Raw genomic sequence first — 18,203 nt, 5'->3', positions numbered from 1 at the left:
GTATCATGTGCTTTTACCTTGTTGTTGTTTTAGATTGTTATTAGTGAATATTTACTAATAACAAATATTTAATTACTCGGTAATGTTTGTATTGCTAATTGAGCTGTTTCTGTGTTAATTTGACTAATAATTGATTTTCCTTTTTTACGTATTGTCGTTATAGCTTCATTGTCAAAGTGACGTATGGTATAAAGAGTTACGTTTTTATATGATTTAATTTTAAATTTAGCTTTTAAATCATTGTAAAAGTTCTCAAATAAATTATATTTATCATCAACACATACTGAAAAACTTATTGCAGAATTTTGAATTAAGTTTACTTTTAATTTATGTTCATGTAATTTATCAAAAACATCACTAATATTACTTTCAACCATAAAAGAAAAATCTTTAGCTGAAATTGAAATTAATATTTGATTTTTCTTTACAATAAAACAAGGTACTTCTGGATTTATTTTTGTTCCTTTTCCTACACAAGTTCCTTTATTGCTAAGATTTTCAAAAGAACGTACAAATAATGGTATATTCTTTTGCTCTAGAGGCTGAATTGTTTTTGGGTGTATTACAGATGCTCCGTAAAAAGCCATTTCTATGGCTTCGGTATATGAAATTTCATTAAGTAACTCTGTTTCTGTAAAAACACGTGGATCGGCGTTTAAAACACCGGCTACATCTTTCCAAATAGTAACACTGTCTGCATTTAAACAATAAGCAAAAACCCCAGCTGTAAAGTCAGACCCTTCTCTTCCAAGTGTAGTAGTTTCGGTACCACAGCGCCCTAAAAAACCTTGGGTAATATTTAGGCTATTTACAACTATATTGTTTTTTATTTCTTGTTGTGTAAATTTCCAATTAACCTTTGCATCTCTGTAATTTGCATCTGTTTTTATATAATCTCTTACATCTAGCCATTTATTTTTTACTCCAATATCAGTTAAGTAAGCACTCACAATGTTTGTAGATAATAATTCACCATAACCAACTATTTGATCATATACCTGATTATAGTTTGTTGAATTGTTTGTAGCCATAATTCCAGCTAATTCTCCTAGTAAAAAATCTACTTTAGTATAAATTTGATGGCCATCTTTAAATAAGTTTGTTATTATTTTTTTATGATAATCTTCAATGTTAGTTAAGAAATCTTTTAAGCTATCTTTTTTGTAAAAATAAGCATCAGCTACTTGTTCAAAAGCGTTGGTCATTTTTCCCATTGCAGAAATAACAACTAAAACATTTTCAATTCCCTCATGTTGTAGCACACTAGCTACATTTTTTACTCCGTTGGCATCTTTTACAGAAGCTCCTCCAAACTTAAATATTCTCATTACAAAACTGTGTTAAGTTATGTTCATTCATGTGGCAAACTCTCCATTGATTATAAACAGTTGCTCCTGTTTTTTTGTAAAATTCTATGGCATTTACATTCCAGTCTAATACCTCCCAAGCTACTCTTTTAAATCCATTTTTTTGTGCGAATTTCATAACACTAGCATATAGTTTTTTTCCTACTCCAATGCCTCTTTTAGATTCAGTAACCATTAAGTCTTCTAAATGTATTGTTTTTCCTTTCCAAGTAGAGTAGCGTTCATAAAAAAGTACCATGCCAATAATGGTTCCGTTTGGCTCTTGAGCTAAAAATGTTTTAAATTTCGGTTTTTTAGAAAAACCGTCTTGAATAATATCTTTAACAGTGAGCTTTACAGCATTGGGTTCTTTTTCAAAAACAGCTAACTCAATAATTAAATTTAATATTGATTGTGCATCTTTTTCCTTTCCAGGTCTAATTATAAAACTCATTACATAAAATTTTATGTAAAGATAATTTTTAAAATATTGCTTTAAAAAAAACAAAAAATTAAAACACATCGTTAGTTTTTGTTCAAAAATTTTATACTTTTAAAAGTAGATTATATATTTAGCAAAAAAAAATAATATTCAAAAATCGTTGTAGTTGCTCTAAAAAGTTGGCATCTTTGCCACAACACAAAAATTTAACATGGATAACAGGCATATGACTCTAGGTGAGTTTATTATTGGTAATCAAAAAGATTTTAAATACTCTTCTGGCGAGTTATCTCGTTTAATTAACTCTATTCGCTTAGCTGCTAAAGTGGTTAATCATGAAATTAGAAAAGCTGGTTTAGTAGATATTACAGGAGCTTCAGGTGATATAAATGTACAGGGAGAAACACAGCAAAAGTTAGATATTTTAGCAAATGATCTTTTTAAACAAACACTTATTAATCGTGAAATTGTTTGCGGTATTGCAAGTGAAGAAGAAGATGATTTTGTTATTGTTGAAGGAAAAAATAAAGCAAACGATAATAAATATGTTTTATTAATGGATCCTTTAGATGGTTCATCAAATATTGATGTAAACGTATCTGTAGGTACTATTTTTTCTATTTATAGAAGAGTATCGCCAGATGGTACCCCTGTAACTAAAGAAGATTTTTTACAAAAAGGAAACGAACAAGTAGCTGCTGGTTATGTTGCTTATGGTACTTCAACAATGTTAGTATTTACAACAGGTAATGGGGTAAATGGATTTACGCTAAACCCTGCCATAGGTACTTTTTACTTATCGCACCCTAATATGCAGTATCCCGAAATTGGTAAAATATACTCAGTAAGTGAAGGGTATTTTACTTATTTTCAAGAAGGGATGAAGCGTTTTTTAGTACATTGTAAAGACCTAAATGAAGCAGATAATCGACCTTATACAGCTCGTTATGTTGGTTCTTTAGTTACTGATTTTCATAGAAATATGATTAAAGGAGGTGTTTATATTTACCCATCAACTACAATTAATCCTAACGGGAAGTTACGTTTATTATATGAATGTAATCCAATGGCCTTTATTTGTGAGCAAGCAGGAGGTAAGGCTTCTGATGGATTTACAAGAATTATGGATATAAATCCATCAGAATTACATCAACGTGTACCTTTTTTCTGCGGAAGTAAGCAAATGGTAGAAAAAGCAGAAGGGTTTATGATGGAGTTTTCTGCACAAGCAAAACCAAAATATTAAATAATAATAATTTATAGTTAAATAAATTTTGAATAAGGTAAACAGTTGTTTGCCTTATTTTTTTGAGTTAAATTTACACTTGTAAAAACAAATAATTAACTTATTAAAAAACGTACAATTATGGCTTTTGAATTACCAAAATTAGGATATGCTTACGATGCATTAGAACCAAATATAGATGCAAGAACTATGGAGATTCATCATAGTAAACACCATAACGGATATACTACTAAATTAAATGGAGCAATTGCTGGAACTGATTTAGAAGGAAAAACGATTGAAGATATTTTAGCTAATTTAGATATGAGTAATGCAGCTGTTCGTAACAATGGAGGTGGTTTTTATAATCACTCTTTGTTCTGGACAGTAATGAGCCCAGAAGATAGAGGTTATTTATCAGGAGAATTAAAAGATGCTATTGAAGCAGAGTTTGGTTCAAAAGAAGCTTTTATAGAAGTATTTTCTAAGGCAGCAGCAACACAATTTGGTTCAGGATGGGCTTGGTTATGTGTTAAAAAAGGGGGTAAAATAGAAGTTTGTTCTACACCAAATCAAGATAATCCACTAATGCCTGGCGTTGCTTGTGAAGGAACTCCAATTTTAGGATTAGATGTTTGGGAGCATGCTTATTATTTAAATTATCAAAATCGTCGTCCTGATTATATTGATGCTTTTTTTAAAGTAATTAACTGGAACGAGGTTGAAAAAAGATATGCAGAAGCTAAATAATTATTAGTTTTTTGTAATTATACAAAAAAGGTGAGTAGCTTTATTTGTGAAGGAAATAAAAAATCTGAAGGTTTAACCTTCAGATTTTTTATTTAATGTAGTTTTTAAATCACTTAGCAAGTGCTTGTTCTAAATCAGCTATTAAATCAGTTATATCTTCAATACCTACGCTTAAACGAATAAGTGAATTTGTAATGCCATTTTTAAAACGCTCAGGTTCGGGTATTGAACCATGTGACATGGTAACAGGGTGGTTTACTAGACTTTCTACTCCTCCTAAGGATTCTGCAAGTGTAAAAATTTTAGTATTTTCTAAAAATGTAATAGCTGCTTGTTTACTTTCATCTTTTAAGCGAAAAGAAACCATACCTCCAAAATCATCCATTTGTTTTTTAGCAACCTCATAATCCGGATGAATTTTTAGCCCTGGGTAATAAACCATACTTATTTTAGGATGCTTTACTAAAAATGAGGCAATAGCTTTACCGTTTTCACAATGGCGTTGCATACGTAGGTGTAATGTTTTGATTCCTCTTAATGCTAAAAATGAATCCATAGGTCCTGCAATTGCGCCTGCTGCAAATTGAATAAAATGCAGTTCTTTAGCTAATTCAGTATTTTTAACCATAAGTGCACCCATTACTAAATCAGAATGTCCACCTAAATATTTTGTTGCCGAATGCATGCTTATATCGGCGCCCAAATCTAAAGGGCGTTGTAAATAAGGGGTTGCAAATGTATTATCAACTGCTATTAATATCGCTTTATTTTTAGCCTTTACAGCTTTAGATATTTTAGAAATATCGGCAATTTTCATTAATGGGTTAGTGGGGGTTTCTAACCATATTAATTTTGTTTTGTTAGATATGGCATTAGTTATGTTAGTAACTTTATTCATAGCTACAAACGTAAATTTTAAACCATATTTTTGAAACATTTTGGTAAACATTCGATATGTTCCTCCGTATAAATCATCACCAGCAATAACCTCATCACCACTATTTAAAGTTCTTAAAACACAATCAATTGCTGCTAATCCTGATGAAAAAGCAAAACCATGTGTGCCGTTTTCTATGGCTGCAAAAGATTTTTCTAATGCTGTTCTAGTTGGGTTTTCTCCACGAGAATAACCATAACCTTTATGAACTCCAGGGCTAGATTGAGCGTATGTTGAGGTTTGAAATATAGGGGGTATTACAGCACCAGTAGCTTGTTCGTGTTGTTGACCTCCATGTATTGCTTTTGTGTTAAATTTCATTTTAAATTAGTATTAAAACAGCTGTTGTCATTGTAAGGTAAATTTAGAAAGTAAGTTTTATACTATTTTAGCTAAAGCCATTATTATTCCTAAATGTATTCCTTCGTGTAAATTATTAAAAGCAATTGCTGTTTCTATAGAGTCTATGGTAAAGCCTAAGCTTGTTTCATATGAAATGTATTCGTTAAAAATACCAGCTTCAAAATCTTCCTGCAAAGTGTCTGGTAATCCAATAAATAATTCTTTAACTTCTTCAAAATCTTCTTCAGAAAATGTTTCAGTAGGAGAAGTTCCTTTTCTATAGTTTTCAATTAACTCATCAGAAACTAAACAGTTTAATTCAGATAATTTATAGTGTAATAATTGTTGTGTTACAACTAAGTGAGCAACATTCCATGCAATATTGTTTTTAAACCCTTCAGGTATTTTGTGTAATTGCTCTATTGATAAGTTATCAATTTTTTTTAAAACTAATGCTCTTGATTTTCTTAAAATTTCAAATTGCGTGTTCATTTTTCTACTTATTTTAGCATAGTTCAAAGATAATTATTAAACCATGAAGAAAGTATATTTTTTACAAACTTGTGATACTTGCAAACGTATTTTAAAAGAAGTGAATATTAACGGATTTGAAAAGCAAGAAATAAAAACAAATAACATTACTGTAAGTCAATTAGAGGAAATGCGAAAATTAACTGACAGTTATGAAAGCTTATTTAATAAGCGCGCACAATTATATAAAGAAAAAAATTTAAAGAGTAAAGAGCTTACCGAAGCTGATTATCGCAACTATCTTTTAGAAGAATACACGTTTTTAAAAAGGCCTGTTTTTATAGTTGGAGATAACATATTTATAGGAAATAGTAAAAAGGTTGTTGAAGCTTTAAAAAAAGAGGTAAATTAACTAATAGTTTACAAAATATTTTAAACTAAAAAAGCTTCATAATACTAATGATTATGAAGCTTTTTGTTGGCCTACAAGGACTCGAACCTTGAATGTCGGTACCAAAAACCGGTGTGTTACCAATTACACCATAGGCCAATTAATTAGGGTGCAAATATAAAAATAATATTTTTATATTTAAGTAATTTTAAATAGTTTTATGAACCTACTTACAAATTGCAAGCGTTAAGTTGGCCTACAAGGACTCGAACCTTGAATGTCGGTACCAAAAACCGGTGTGTTACCAATTACACCATAGGCCAATTACTTATTGCGGGTGCAAATATAATACAAATTTTAATTTCAACAAGTTTTTTTTATTTTTTTTCATTTAACATTATTTTATAAAAAGGTGTTAGTGGTTAAGTTGCTTAAAATTATATTTTTGTTTTCAATGAAAAATCAACAGTTATTTATATTTTCGTACTTTACTATATAAAATATTATGAACGAATTTAACTATAAAAAATGGAACACAATTTTAGGGTGGTTTTCATTTGCAGTGGCGCTAATTACTTACACCTTAACACTAGAGCCAACCGTTAGTTCGTGGGATTGTGGTGAGTATATTTCTACAGCCGTAAATTTAGAAGTTGGGCATCCGCCAGGAGCGCCATTATTTCAAATGCTAGGCGCATTTTTTGCTATGTTTAGTAATGATCCTAGCCAATGGGCTAAAATGGTAAACTTTATGTCGGGTTTAGCCAGTGCTTTTACTATTTTATTTATGTTTTGGACTATTACCAATTTGGCTAAAAAAATGGCTATCAAAAATAGTAAGTTCAGTAAAAATGAAGCTATTGCTGTTTTAGGTAGTGGATTAGTTGGTGCATTAGCTTATACTTTTTCTGATAGTTTTTGGTTTAGTGCCGTAGAAGGTGAAGTATATGCAATGTCGTCATTTTTAATGGCGTTATTATTTTGGTTAGGACTACGATGGGAAGACGAAATAAATACTCCAAGAGGACACAAATGGCTTGTTATTATTAGTTTTGTGGTTGGATTATCATTTGGAGTTCATATTTTATCGCTTTTAGTTATTCCATCAATTGTATTATTATATTTCTTTAAAACCTATAAAAATATCACGGTAAAAACAACGGCCGTTGCTACTTTAATTTCCATATTTGTTTTAGCTTTTGTTTTTAAATTCCTATTTCCGTTTACACTTAAATTCTTTAGTGTTTCAGAATTATTTTTTATCAACGAAATAGGCTTGCCATATAACACAGGTACTATTATTGCTGGTATTGTTTTAATCGGATTATTTTACTTCGGATTAAGTTATACGCGCAGAAAAAACTTAGTAATGGCAAACACATTAGTATTGTCTATATTATTTATTATGATTGGTTTTTCGTCTTGGTTAATGCTACCAATTCGTGCAAATGCTGATACTGTTATTAACGAAAATAATCCATCAAGTGCTCGTGAATTACTAGCCTATTATAACCGTGAACAATATGGTGATGCTAATGTGTTTTATGATAATTATTATTCAGTAGCACATGATAGAACACAAGATGCAACAAAGCCGTTTAAAGATGATAAACCTAAGTATGAAAAGAAAAACGGTAAATATGTTATAGTAAATAAGTACAAGAATGTTTTACCTAATTATTCGAGTAAACACAAAGGATTTATTCCAAGAATGGTAAACCCTGCTTCAGAGCAACACTATAAACAAATTGCAGGAATTCCTGCACGTAGTAAAAGGCGACCAACTTTTATTGAGAACATAAAATTCATGATTGATTATCAATTTGGATACATGTATGGGCGTTATTTTATGTGGAATTTTGTTGGAAGACAAAACGATGCCCAAGGTCATTTAGATATTGAAAATGGAAACTGGTTAAGTGGTATTGATTTTATTGATGAAATCCGTTTAGGCTCTCAACAAAACTTACCTGATGACATCAAAAATAATAAAGGACGTAATAAATATTTTTTCTTGCCTTTAATTTTAGGATTAATCGGATTAATTTATCAATCTAAAAAAGATAAAAATAATTTATATACCCTTGCCCTATTCTTTGCTTTTACTGGTTTTGCAATTATATTTTATACAAATCCGAAGCCTTTTGAACCTCGTGAACGTGATTATGCCGTAGTAGGTTCGTTTTATGTGTTTGCTATTTGGATAGGTTTTGGTGTTTTTGCTTTGTATGATTATTTAAAAAATTATGCCAATAAAAGAACCGTTGCCATTGGAGTTTCGGCAGTTTCATTATTGGCTGTTCCTGTATTAATGGGGGTTCAAAATTGGGATGACCACGATAGAGGCGACCGTTTCGTAGCTCAATTAAACGCACAAACGTATTTAGAAAGTTGCGACCCTAATGCAATTATTTTTACTATTGGTGATAATGATACTTTTCCGCTTTGGTACATGCAACAAGTAGAAGGTGTTCGTAGAGATATTAAAATTGTAAATACAAGTCTTTTTCAAACCGATTGGTATATCGACCAAATGAAAAAGAAAACCTATGAGGCTGATCCTATTCCATCGCAATTAACTCACGATCAATATAAATATGGAACGTTAGATATAGCGTATCATATACCACACCCTAGGTTTAAAGATTCTATCATGTCTATTAAAAATTTTATGCGATGGATTGAAAGCAGTAATGATCAAACCTATTATATTGATGAAGAAAATGATGTTAGAGAAAAATTTTATCCGACTAATCATATTCGAATTCCTGTAAATAAAGCCAATGTTTTAAAAACAGGATTGGTTGCTCAAAAAGATGCCGATAAAATTTTAGATTATATTGATATTACTGTTGATGAGCAAGGCTTAACCAAAAACCGTATTTTGATGCTCGATATTTTAAATAATTTCGAATGGAAACGTCCTATTTATTTCACAGGAGGTGCAAATGCAGATGAAGAATATATTTGGTTAAAAGATTATTTACAATTAGACGGAATGTCATACAAATTTGTACCCATTAAAACATCAAACAAAGGAAAATCAATGTTTGATATGGGGCGTATCGATACTAAAAAAATGTACGATAATGTTAAAAAATGGAATTGGAAAACCATCAATAACGGTAAAATTTATTTAGATGAACAAAGTAAACGTAACGCTATTTCTATCAGAAATAATTTAATGCGTTTATCTGAAGAATATTTAAAAGAAGGAGATTCTGTGAATGCCAAAGATGTATTGGATTTATCGTTATACAAATTACCGATTAAACAATTTGAACACTACAGTATTTCTTTAGGATATCCTGAATTATATTATCGCATGGGTGACATCGAAAAAGCACATGAAACCGTTGAAACTTTAATTGATATTTTTCAACAAAAATTAAAATATTATAGCACTTTTAAAAATAGTGATGTTGATTTGATTTTAGATAATTTAGAGACTAATTTATATATGTATCAAAATGTAATTCAGCAAATTACAAAATATGATGATAATATGGAGTATGGAGAAAAAGCTTTTCAAGAATATATAAATCATGCTCGTTTATTTAAGCATTTAATGGCAGATGAAGAAATTCCATTGCCACAAGAACAAGGGGTAGATACTGTTAAACCTTAATTTAGTGAATTGGTATTTTATAAAAACTCCAGGTATATTTAGAAAAATATTTTGTAAATATACCTGGAGTTTTATTGTTGATAAAAAAGAAATTTATTTAACTTTTGATGATGGACCAGTGCCTGTAGTTACTGAATTTGTATTAGATGAATTAAAAAAATATAATGCCAAAGCTACTTTTTTTTGTATTGGAGATAATATCAAAAAAAATCCAGATATTTTCTGTAGAATACTAAAAGAAGGTCATTCGATAGGAAATCATACAAATAATCACTTAAATGGTTGGAAAACTAGTACAGCAGCATATGTAGAGAATACCTTACTTTGTGAAAGTAGTATGGTAGATTTTAAATATAAAGTAGTTTGTGAATCAAAATTATTTCGTCCTCCGTACGGAAAATTAAAACGTAGTCAAGCAAAACAACTTTTAAAAAGAGGTTATAAAATTATTATGTGGACTGTGCTTTCTGCTGATTTTGATAAATCAATAACAAAAGAGAAATGCTTACATAATGTAATTAATAATGTGAAAAATGGCAGTATTGTAGTTTTTCACGATAGCATAAAAGCTAGTGGTAAATTATATTATACGCTACCTAGGTTTTTAGAAGAATTTAGTAAAAAAGGGTATGTTTTTAAAAAAATAGCTTAAAAATATTGTTGTACCAAGCCTATTAATGTGTTTGCATCTAGTAAGCCTGTTTGTCGCCATTTCATTTGCCCGTCTTTATAAATTATAAAAGTAGGGTTTGCTTTAACACGTAAAGCATTGGCCAGAATTTCATTTTTGTTTATATCAATTTTAATTACTTTAGCTTTATCTCCTAGAGCGGCAGCAACATCACGAAGTGTTTCTAGATTAATTTCTAAATCATTTAAATCAGCATAAAAATCAATTAATACAGGTTTATCAATGCTTATAATTTCTCCAAATTTTGCCATATGTTATTTTTTTCAAAAAGTTGTTGAAAGTTACTATTTTTTTTAATTAAATAATAGTTTTTAGGTTAAAAACTAACTATTATGCTTTTTTTAATTCTATTACAGTGATTTCAGGCCAAATACCAACTCTTCCTGGAAATGCATGATAGCCAAACCCTCTATTAACATTAATATACCTACCGTATTCTTGATATAACCCAGCCCATTGTTTGTATACATATTGTGAAGGGCTCCATTTAATCCAGCCAGGTATTTCAATTCCAAATTGTAAACCGTGTGTATGGCCACTTAATGTTAGTTGATAATTAAAATCATCTTTTTTAATTTTGCTTTCCCAGTGGCTAGGGTCGTGGCTCATTAGTATTTTAAAATCATTTTTATTAATTCCTTCGGATGCTTTTTTTAAATCACCAGCTTTATTAAACCCTCTTCCCCAATTTTCTACCCCAACCAAAGCTATTTTTTGTCCATCTTTTTCAATGTATCTGTTTTCGTTTAATAATAAATCAAAACCTATTTTAGGATGTAAATTTTTTATTGCTTTAAAATTTGCTATTTTATCTTCAGGGTCTTTCCATTTAGAATAATCACCATAATCATGATTTCCTAGAATTGAATATTTACCAACAGGAGCTTTTAGTTGCTTAAATACATCAATCCAATTGTCCATTTCATAGGCAAAATTATTTACAAGATCACCTGTAAATAAAATCATATCCGATTTTTGTTCGTTTATTAAATCAACACCATACGATATTTCTTTTTTATCAGTAAAACTACCTGAATGAATATCGGTAACTTGAGTAATTGTAAAACCATCAAAAGCATCTGGTAAATCTTTAAATGATAATTGATATTTTATAACCTTATAATTGTATTTACCTTTAACAATTCCATATAATAAACCTGTTAAAGGAATAGCAGCAATGCCTAAAGCTATTTTAGCAACAAAGGTTCTTCTACCTGCTAAAGGCTTAGTATCGTTATATGAAAGATACGATATTCCTTTTTGAATCCATCTAAAAATATCTTCACCTAGTAAAACTAATAGTATTAGTAATTTAGGTAATAGTACTACTACGAGCATGCCTAAAGCTAGTTGAAACTGTAATGTTTGCCCTGAACTTTTATCCGAAGAAATAAGCACGTAAAAAAAGTGAGTATAGGCTAAAAAGCTAATAAACAACCAGCCATAACGAACAAACTTGTTTTTAGTAATTGTTATTATTGCTTGAAAAGCATATGTTTCAAATATAATAATAACCAATCCGATAATAATGATTGTTAGCAACCAACGAGGCATAGGTTTGTTTTTTTAAGTGGTTACAAATATAGGTTGATTATTAAAATCAATTTTTAACGTCTTGTTAAAGTTTCGTAGCTTTACACTCAAATTAAAAATTATATTTTGCAGGTTATTTTTTAAAAAATAGAGCAATTAATATATTTAAATAGGCTTAATAAATAATAATGGCAAACCAAAAAAGACTTTTCTTACTCGACGCTTTCGCTTTAATTTTTAGAGGATATTACGCATTTATAAAAAATCCACGAATTAACTCTAAAGGTATGGATGTTTCTGCCATTATGGGGTTTACTAACTCGTTATTAGATGTTATAAAGCGTGAACGTCCAGATCATTTAGCAGTTTGTTTTGATCGTGGAGGTTCTGTTGCAAGAGTAGATGCTTTTCCTGAATATAAAGCAAATAGGCAAGAAACACCAGAGGCAATAAAAATAGCTATTCCATATATAGAGGAAATTTTAAAAGCTATGAATATTCCATCTATTATAAAAGAGGGATATGAAGCAGATGATATTATTGGAACTTTAGCTAAAAAAGCAGAAAAGGAAGGTTACCAAACCTTTATGGTAACGCCTGATAAAGATTTTGCTCAATTAGTTTCTGAAAATATTTTTATGTACAGACCCCGTTTTGGTGGTGGTTATGAAACTTGGGGAGTGCCAGAGGTACAAGAAAAATTTGGTGTAGAACATCCTGAGCAAGTTATTGATTTTTTAGGAATGATGGGAGATTCGGTTGATAATATTCCTGGTTTACCTGGTGTTGGCGAAAAAACAGCTAAAAAGTTTTTAGCCCAATATGGCTCTATGGAAAATTTGTTAGCAAATACAGCAGATTTAAAAGGTAAAATGAAAGAGAAGGTAGAAGCAAATGCTAAACTAGGGATTTTGTCAAAAGAATTAGCAACAATAATGCTTGACGTTCCTGTTGAATTTAATGAGGAAGATTTTGAAATGTGTCAACCAAATATTGAAGCTACTAAAGAAATTTTTGCAACTTTAGAGTTTCGTCGCCTAATTGATAACCTCCTAAAAACATTTGATATTGACCAAACTACATCAGAGGTAAAAAAAGAAACGAAAAAAACAACAAAAGGAAAGCTTTCTTCAGGTAAAGTACTTACCGATCAGTTTGACTTGTTTGCTACTCCAGGTACAGGAACTATTAGTGAAGCAGAAAGTGTTTCGGGTTTTAAAACTATTAATAACACTAATCATTTTTATCAGCATGTAGATTCTCCTTTATCAAGAAAAATATTACTTAATAAATTAATGCAACAAACAGCCGTTTGTTTTGATACCGAAACTACAGGGTTAAAAGCGTTAGAAGTTGAGTTAATTGGAATTGCTTTTTCTTGGGAAATAGGAAAAGGATATTATGTTTCCTTTCCTGAAAATCAAGAAGAAGCTACCGCTATTTTACAAGAGTTTCGTGAGTTTTTTGAAGCAGTTACCATTGAAAAAATAGGGCATAATTTAAAATATGATATTAAAGTTTTGTCAAATTATAACATGCCAGTAAAAGGAAAATTGTTTGATACCATGATAGCACATTATTTGATAAATCCAGATATGCGCCATGGAATGGATATTTTAGCTGAAACCTATTTAAATTATCAGCCTGTTCCTATTACCGAGTTGATTGGTAAAAAAGGTAAAAATCAACTTTCAATGCGAACTGTTGAATTAGTCAAACAAACCGAATATGCTGTTGAAGATTCCGATATAACCTTGCAGTTAAAAGAGCATTTTAATAAAGAGTTAGAAAGTGGAAATGTTACCACGCTATTTAATACTATTGAAACACCATTAGTAGCAGTTTTAAGCGCTATGGAAATTGAAGGGATAAACTTAAACGTACCATTTTTAAATGAACTTTCTATTCATTTAACCAATGATATTGAACGTTTAGAAAAAAGTATTTATAAGCAAGCAGGTGAAGAGTTTAATATTGCGTCTCCAAAACAATTAGGTATTGTACTATTTGAAAATATGAAATTGGTAGAAAAACCTAAAAAAACAAAAACAGGTCAATACTCAACTGCTGAAGATGTACTTTCTTATTTAGCAAAAGAACATCAAATTATTAGAGATATTCAAGAGTATCGTCAGTATAAAAAATTACAAAGTACTTATGTTGATGCGTTGCCAAATGAGGTAAATATAAAAACAGGCCGTGTTCATACAGCTTATGCGCAAGCTGTAGCAGCTACAGGAAGGTTGAGTTCTAATAATCCTAATTTACAAAACATACCTATTCGTACAACACGAGGTCAGGAGGTTAGAAAAGCATTTATTCCTCGTAATGAAAATTATGTATTATTAGCTGCTGATTACTCTCAAATAGAATTGCGAATTATTGCAGCACTAAGTGAAGAAGAAACTATGATTGAAGCATTTAAAAATGGAGAAGATATTCATGCTTCTACGGCATCAAAGGTGTTTAATGTGCCTTTAAATGAGGTTACCCGTGAGCAACGTAGCAATGCAAAAACAGTAAATTTTGGTATTATATATGGTGTTTCTGCCTTTGGTTTGAGTAATCAAACCGATTTGTCGCGTAAAGAGGCTAAAATTTTAATTGATACCTATTATGAAACCTACCCAAAATTACGTAATTATATGGATGATCAGGTAAGTTTTGCTCGTGAAAATGGTTATGTGAAAACGGTTTTAGACAGGCGTAGGTATTTAAAAAATATTAATTCTCAAAATGCAATTGTTCGTGGTGCTGCAGAAAGAAATGCGGTAAATGCACCAATACAAGGAAGTGCTGCAGATATTATAAAGTTAGCAATGATTAATATTTTTAATCGATTTGAAAAAGAAAATTTTCAGTCGAAAATGTTATTACAGGTACATGATGAATTGGTTTTTGATGCGCATAAAGATGAATTAGAAATTATTAAACCAATTATTAAACAAGAAATGGAAAATGCTTTTAAAATGACAGTTCCATTAGATGTTGAAATAGGTATTGGGCAAAATTGGTTAGAAGCACATTAAGTATTAAAAAATGGAATTAGATTATATAGAAAACATCAACGGATTTGATGAAAATGTAGTGCGTTTATACAATTTTAATAAAACTGAAGCAATTAAGTTTCGAGAATTGATAAAAGAAATAGTTATTGAAAAAAAACAGAAGTTAGATTTATCTGAAGTAGATTTTATTGAGCCTAGAAATTGTAATTTAATTTTTGGTTTATTTAAATCTGATGAAGGAATATTGACAAAAGATAGCCAAACTTTTTTTTGCGTACTTACTTTAGAAGGTTTTTTTAATATGCTAAAATTAATAGAACCTTATTGTTATAAAGATACTAGAAGTTATCAGTATTTATATGATATTGATAACCCTACAGATTTATTATTTTGCCCAACAGCAACTGCTTATACTGAATAATATATTTATTTAGTGGTAATAAGTATTGATGTTATTTAATAATGAATATTTCATTTTGAATCCAGTTGGCTCTTAATTTAAAAATGTTATCTAAAAAAATAACCTGTTCAGGTTGTTTTTTTAATAGGTAGTTACCTGTATCCCAAATATGGTTATTGTTTTTATCAATAATTGCTCTAACGGTATATTCTTTTGGTTCTAATAAGGTAAAGGATACTTTTTTAGAGGATGAAATATATTGCGTTTTTATTACCTGGTTATTTTCTAAAAGTTGAATAATTACTGGGTGTGTTGTTTCTTTTTTTACCTCCAAAACAATACTTCCATAATCTTCAATAGTACGGGTTTGAAAGTTGTAACTTAAAGTATCGTTAGTGGTTTCATACAAATCAATAATAGCTTTGGGTAAAACATCTAGTTTATAATTAGTTTTAGGGGTTTTTTCAAATAACACCGCTATCTTATTTATACCTTGTTTTTTTACATTAAAATTAATACTTAAAGAGTCTTTATGTGTTAAAGAAAATTTTGTTTTATCAATGGTAATAATTGGGTTATTGGTTTTTAAAAATAAGGTATCATTTAAGGGTAAAACTCTTGTTATATTTGATGAAACAAATAAAGAGTCTAATTTGTTTTTATTTAGATTAACAGTAATGGTATCAGAGTAATTTTTGTTGGTTATTTTAAAATTTAAAGAATCTTGTGCTATTGGTGTAAACCAGTAATTAAGCGTGTCTTTATCTTTTTCAAATTCATAAAATGATTTAAACAACTGAGGAACTTTAGAGAGTAGTTTGATTTTCATATCCTTTTTTTTCCCTTCATAGCCAAATTCAATTTTACCTTTGGTGACTTCTTTTCCTCTTTTAAATTTATAAGGTTGTTCTTCTTTAAAAATACTAATTGGGTTTGAAATTAATGTGTCTGTAGGTAATGAAATGGTGTCTTTATAAAAACCTATTTCCTCAGTTTTACTATTAAAAATATAATTACTTGAAGTTTCTTTTAAGGCAAGTAATAAATATTTACCTTCTTGCAAATTGCTAAATTCAAAATTAGTAGAATCTAAAGTGCTTGTAACATAATTTGGTTTTTGTTTGTAAACAATAGAATCATTGTAAGTGCTATCTAATTTATATAATAAAACATTAATGTTTTTTAATTTATCTTTAGTAAATGCTGTAGTTACTGTACCTTTTAGTTTTAAAGAATCTATATAGGTGCCAGTAGAAAAAACATATTTAAAGCGTTCTAATTTATTGTTTTCATTATTATCTTGTACTGCATTGCCAAAATTAAAAGTATACGTTGTATTTGATTTTAAAGTGTCTAAAATTTCGATATTAATATATTTACTCGGAGTTCCTTGAGGTGTTATTACAGGAGGGTATTTTAAAGGAGGAGAAACAACTAATTGCTTTGTTAAATTTTTTAAAACAATATATTCATTAAATTCAATTTTAATATTTTTTTTATCAAAACCAATTGTTTTATAAGGTGGTTTAGCAGTCATCATAATAGGTGCCTGTTCATCTTTTGGGCCACCTTCCGGTCTTCCTTTTCGAGCACAACTAATACTAATTATAGATACTAAAAAAACTAAAAATAATAATTTGTTTTTCACAAATAGATGGTTTGATTACAATATCAAAAGTAGTAAAATAAGGTTGAAAAAATTAGTGTTTTTTAGTATATGCCATAGTAGCTACGCTTATTGTACAGTTTTCAATATTCAGTAATGCTTCACTACAGGCTACTATTGTTGCTCCAGTAGTTATAACATCATCAATTAATAGAATATGTTTGTTTTTAAATATCTCAACATCTGTTAATGTAAAAGTAGTTTTGCTATCTGAAAATCGTTCAAAACGATGTTTAATCGTTTGAGACTTGAGGGTAGATAATCTAATTAAAATATCTGGTTTATATTCAATTAACAATATAGAACTCAAAGTTTGACCAAATTTAGTAAGCTGATTATAGCCTCTTTCTTTTAATTTTGATGAATGTAAAGGCACCGGAACAATATAATCAACGTTATTAAATACGCCCGATTTTTTTAAGTTTTCACCAAACCAATTACCTATAAAAAATCCTATTTGAGGTTGGTTTTTGTATTTTAATTGCTGAATAATTTTTTGAGAAACTCCATGTTTTTGATAATACATAAAAGCGCGTACGTTTTTTATTAAAACTTTACCATAAAAAGGAAGTAGTAAGTTGTTGTTAATGTAGTTGTTATTAGCAATAATAGGTAGTTTGTTAGTGCAAATAATACACAAGTATGATTCACTTTTTAATAATGTAGAAGCACAGTTAATACATAAATTTGGATAAAATAAGTAGAATATTTCTTTGAAATAGTGCATCTTTACAAGCGATATTTTAGTAGGAATATACAAAAAACGTAATATATTATTATTTTGAGTGAAAAGTTTAATTTTTTTAAAGAAGCTGTAAGAAATTATAAGACTTCTGGTACCGTTGTTCCTAGTTCTAAATATTTAGCAAATAAAATGCTAAAAGATATTGATTTTTCTAAAGCAAAAGTAATTATAGAGTTAGGGCCAGGAAATGGTGCTATAACACATAGTATTTTAGAAAAAATTGGGTCAAATTCAGTTTTAATTTGTTTTGAAATAAATAATGCTTTTTATAAAGAATTAAAAAAAATAAAGCATCCTCAGTTAATTGTTTTAAAAGCTTCTGCTGAAAATATGGCAGTAGAAATTGAAAAACTAGGATTCACTGAAGTTAATCATATAATATCTAGCTTACCTTTAACTATTATTCCTAATAAAATTTCTCATAAAATTTTATTAGAATGTTATCAAATATTAAATGATAAAGGATTGTTTATACAGTACCAGTATAGTTTAACATATCATAAAAAATTAAAAGAGGTGTTTGGTAATAATATAAAATTAAGTTTTGAATTATTTAATTTTCCTCCTGCATTTATTTACAACTGCATAAAAAATAGTACATTACGGGCTAATTGATTAAGTTTACTTC

Annotated in this window: 16 protein-coding genes and 2 tRNA genes; 8 read left to right on the top strand and 10 right to left on the bottom strand. The window is 29.2% G+C overall.

Annotation, left to right across the window (positions count from 1 at the left end; translation table 11 throughout):
- Positions 1-68 precede the first annotated feature (68 nt).
- Both ACN5J4_RS06315 and ACN5J4_RS06310 read right to left on the bottom strand, forming a co-directional pair.
- Entirely contained in the window at positions 69-1,328 is a 1,260-nt protein-coding gene (locus ACN5J4_RS06315) for an aspartate kinase (RefSeq protein ID WP_418649174.1), read from the bottom strand.
- Complete coding sequence (locus ACN5J4_RS06310; protein ID WP_418649173.1) at positions 1,315-1,800, bottom strand: N-acetyltransferase family protein; 486 nt, start codon at positions 1,798-1,800, stop codon at positions 1,315-1,317. Before ACN5J4_RS06310 ends, ACN5J4_RS06315 begins: the two co-directional genes overlap by 14 nt.
- Before the next feature lie 199 nt (positions 1,801-1,999).
- On the opposite strand from ACN5J4_RS06310, the gene fbp reads away from it, so the two are divergent.
- Positions 2,000-3,034, top strand: a complete 1,035-nt coding sequence (gene fbp / locus ACN5J4_RS06305; RefSeq protein ID WP_418649172.1) for a class 1 fructose-bisphosphatase — start codon at positions 2,000-2,002, stop codon at positions 3,032-3,034.
- 120 nt (positions 3,035-3,154) lie between these two features.
- Complete coding sequence (locus tag ACN5J4_RS06300) at positions 3,155-3,763, top strand: superoxide dismutase (RefSeq protein ID WP_418649171.1); 609 nt, start codon at positions 3,155-3,157, stop codon at positions 3,761-3,763.
- Between the two features lie 109 nt (positions 3,764-3,872).
- Here the strand turns inward: ACN5J4_RS06300 and ACN5J4_RS06295 are convergent, their stop codons facing one another.
- Together ACN5J4_RS06295 and ACN5J4_RS06290 are read right to left on the bottom strand one after the other, a co-directional pair.
- A complete protein-coding gene (locus ACN5J4_RS06295; protein ID WP_418649170.1) occupies positions 3,873-5,021 on the bottom strand; it encodes a cystathionine gamma-synthase in 1,149 nt (382 codons plus the stop codon).
- Positions 5,022-5,078: 57 nt separating this feature from the next.
- Positions 5,079-5,534 carry a DinB family protein gene (locus ACN5J4_RS06290; protein WP_418649169.1) on the bottom strand — a complete coding sequence of 152 codons (456 nt, stop codon included), beginning with the start codon at positions 5,532-5,534 and terminating at the stop codon, positions 5,079-5,081.
- A 43-nt stretch (positions 5,535-5,577) separates the two neighbouring features.
- Here ACN5J4_RS06290 and ACN5J4_RS06285 point away from each other — a divergent pair, with 43 nt between their 5' ends.
- The gene (locus ACN5J4_RS06285; RefSeq protein ID WP_418649168.1) at positions 5,578-5,925 is read left to right on the top strand and encodes an arsenate reductase family protein; all 348 of its coding nucleotides are present in this window, start codon (positions 5,578-5,580) and stop codon (positions 5,923-5,925) included.
- Between the two features lie 66 nt (positions 5,926-5,991).
- Here the strand turns inward: ACN5J4_RS06285 and ACN5J4_RS06280 are convergent.
- Both ACN5J4_RS06280 and ACN5J4_RS06275 read right to left on the bottom strand, forming a co-directional pair.
- Positions 5,992-6,063 (bottom strand) — tRNA-Gln (locus ACN5J4_RS06280).
- Positions 6,064-6,155: 92 nt separating this feature from the next.
- Positions 6,156-6,227: transfer RNA gene (locus tag ACN5J4_RS06275), tRNA-Gln, on the bottom strand.
- A gap of 182 nt (positions 6,228-6,409) precedes the next feature.
- Here ACN5J4_RS06275 and ACN5J4_RS06270 point away from each other — a divergent pair.
- Together ACN5J4_RS06270 and ACN5J4_RS06265 are read left to right on the top strand one after the other, a co-directional pair.
- Entirely contained in the window at positions 6,410-9,532 is a 3,123-nt protein-coding gene (locus ACN5J4_RS06270; RefSeq protein WP_418649167.1) for a protein O-mannosyl-transferase family, read from the top strand.
- Positions 9,533-9,536: 4 nt separating this feature from the next.
- Positions 9,537-10,184 carry a polysaccharide deacetylase family protein gene (locus ACN5J4_RS06265; protein WP_418649166.1) on the top strand — a complete coding sequence of 216 codons (648 nt, stop codon included), beginning with the start codon at positions 9,537-9,539 and terminating at the stop codon, positions 10,182-10,184.
- On the opposite strand, the gene ACN5J4_RS06260 is transcribed toward ACN5J4_RS06265, so the two are convergent.
- Both ACN5J4_RS06260 and ACN5J4_RS06255 read right to left on the bottom strand, forming a co-directional pair.
- A complete protein-coding gene (locus tag ACN5J4_RS06260) occupies positions 10,181-10,474 on the bottom strand; it encodes a thioredoxin family protein (RefSeq protein WP_418649165.1) in 294 nt (97 codons plus the stop codon). The two genes, ACN5J4_RS06265 and ACN5J4_RS06260, sit on opposite strands and share 4 nt — an antisense overlap.
- 79 nt (positions 10,475-10,553) lie before the next feature.
- A complete protein-coding gene (locus tag ACN5J4_RS06255; protein WP_418649164.1) occupies positions 10,554-11,777 on the bottom strand; it encodes a metallophosphoesterase in 1,224 nt (407 codons plus the stop codon).
- Between the two features lie 167 nt (positions 11,778-11,944).
- On the opposite strand from ACN5J4_RS06255, the gene polA reads away from it, so the two are divergent.
- Together polA and ACN5J4_RS06245 are read left to right on the top strand one after the other, a co-directional pair.
- The gene (gene polA, locus ACN5J4_RS06250) at positions 11,945-14,785 is read left to right on the top strand and encodes a DNA polymerase I (RefSeq protein WP_418649163.1); all 2,841 of its coding nucleotides are present in this window, start codon (positions 11,945-11,947) and stop codon (positions 14,783-14,785) included.
- A 10-nt stretch (positions 14,786-14,795) separates the two neighbouring features.
- Positions 14,796-15,185 carry a hypothetical protein gene (locus ACN5J4_RS06245; protein WP_418649162.1) on the top strand — a complete coding sequence of 130 codons (390 nt, stop codon included), beginning with the start codon at positions 14,796-14,798 and terminating at the stop codon, positions 15,183-15,185.
- A gap of 31 nt (positions 15,186-15,216) precedes the next feature.
- On the opposite strand, the gene ACN5J4_RS06240 is transcribed toward ACN5J4_RS06245, so the two are convergent.
- Positions 15,217-16,812 (bottom strand): Ig-like domain-containing protein, encoded by a 1,596-nt coding sequence (locus tag ACN5J4_RS06240; RefSeq protein WP_418649161.1) that lies wholly within the window; start codon positions 16,810-16,812, stop codon positions 15,217-15,219.
- 52 nt (positions 16,813-16,864) lie between these two features.
- A complete protein-coding gene (locus ACN5J4_RS06235; RefSeq protein ID WP_418649160.1) occupies positions 16,865-17,557 on the bottom strand; it encodes a ComF family protein in 693 nt (230 codons plus the stop codon).
- A 54-nt stretch (positions 17,558-17,611) separates the two neighbouring features.
- On the opposite strand from ACN5J4_RS06235, the gene ACN5J4_RS06230 reads away from it, so the two are divergent.
- Positions 17,612-18,190, top strand: coding sequence for a class I SAM-dependent methyltransferase (locus ACN5J4_RS06230; RefSeq protein WP_418649159.1), 579 nt, complete (start codon positions 17,612-17,614; stop codon positions 18,188-18,190).
- Positions 18,191-18,203 lie beyond the last annotated feature (13 nt).

The organism is Tenacibaculum aestuariivivum (assembly GCF_964507685.1).
Lineage (GTDB): Bacteria > Bacteroidota > Bacteroidia > Flavobacteriales > Flavobacteriaceae > Polaribacter > Polaribacter aestuariivivum.
Note: the sequence above shows the minus strand (reverse complement) of the source record. Positions and strands in the feature narration are given on the sequence as shown.

Excerpts from the sequence above, each read along its gene's own strand:
- ACN5J4_RS06315 (WP_418649174.1), bottom strand. The coding sequence starts at position 1,328 with ATGAGAATATTTAAGTTTGGAGGAGCTTCTGTAAAAGATGCCAACGGA.
- ACN5J4_RS06310 (WP_418649173.1), bottom strand. The coding sequence starts at position 1,800 with ATGAGTTTTATAATTAGACCTGGAAAGGAAAAAGATGCACAATCAATA.
- ACN5J4_RS06255 (WP_418649164.1), bottom strand. The coding sequence starts at position 11,777 with ATGCCTCGTTGGTTGCTAACAATCATTATTATCGGATTGGTTATTATT.
- ACN5J4_RS06260 (WP_418649165.1), bottom strand. The coding sequence starts at position 10,474 with ATGGCAAAATTTGGAGAAATTATAAGCATTGATAAACCTGTATTAATT.
- ACN5J4_RS06235 (WP_418649160.1), bottom strand. The coding sequence starts at position 17,557 with ATGCACTATTTCAAAGAAATATTCTACTTATTTTATCCAAATTTATGT.
- ACN5J4_RS06290 (WP_418649169.1), bottom strand. The coding sequence starts at position 5,534 with ATGAACACGCAATTTGAAATTTTAAGAAAATCAAGAGCATTAGTTTTA.
- fbp (WP_418649172.1), top strand. The coding sequence starts at position 2,000 with ATGGATAACAGGCATATGACTCTAGGTGAGTTTATTATTGGTAATCAA.
- ACN5J4_RS06295 (WP_418649170.1), bottom strand. The coding sequence starts at position 5,021 with ATGAAATTTAACACAAAAGCAATACATGGAGGTCAACAACACGAACAA.
- polA (WP_418649163.1), top strand. The coding sequence starts at position 11,945 with ATGGCAAACCAAAAAAGACTTTTCTTACTCGACGCTTTCGCTTTAATT.
- ACN5J4_RS06300 (WP_418649171.1), top strand. The coding sequence starts at position 3,155 with ATGGCTTTTGAATTACCAAAATTAGGATATGCTTACGATGCATTAGAA.
- ACN5J4_RS06285 (WP_418649168.1), top strand. The coding sequence starts at position 5,578 with ATGAAGAAAGTATATTTTTTACAAACTTGTGATACTTGCAAACGTATT.
- ACN5J4_RS06270 (WP_418649167.1), top strand. The coding sequence starts at position 6,410 with ATGAACGAATTTAACTATAAAAAATGGAACACAATTTTAGGGTGGTTT.
- ACN5J4_RS06245 (WP_418649162.1), top strand. The coding sequence starts at position 14,796 with ATGGAATTAGATTATATAGAAAACATCAACGGATTTGATGAAAATGTA.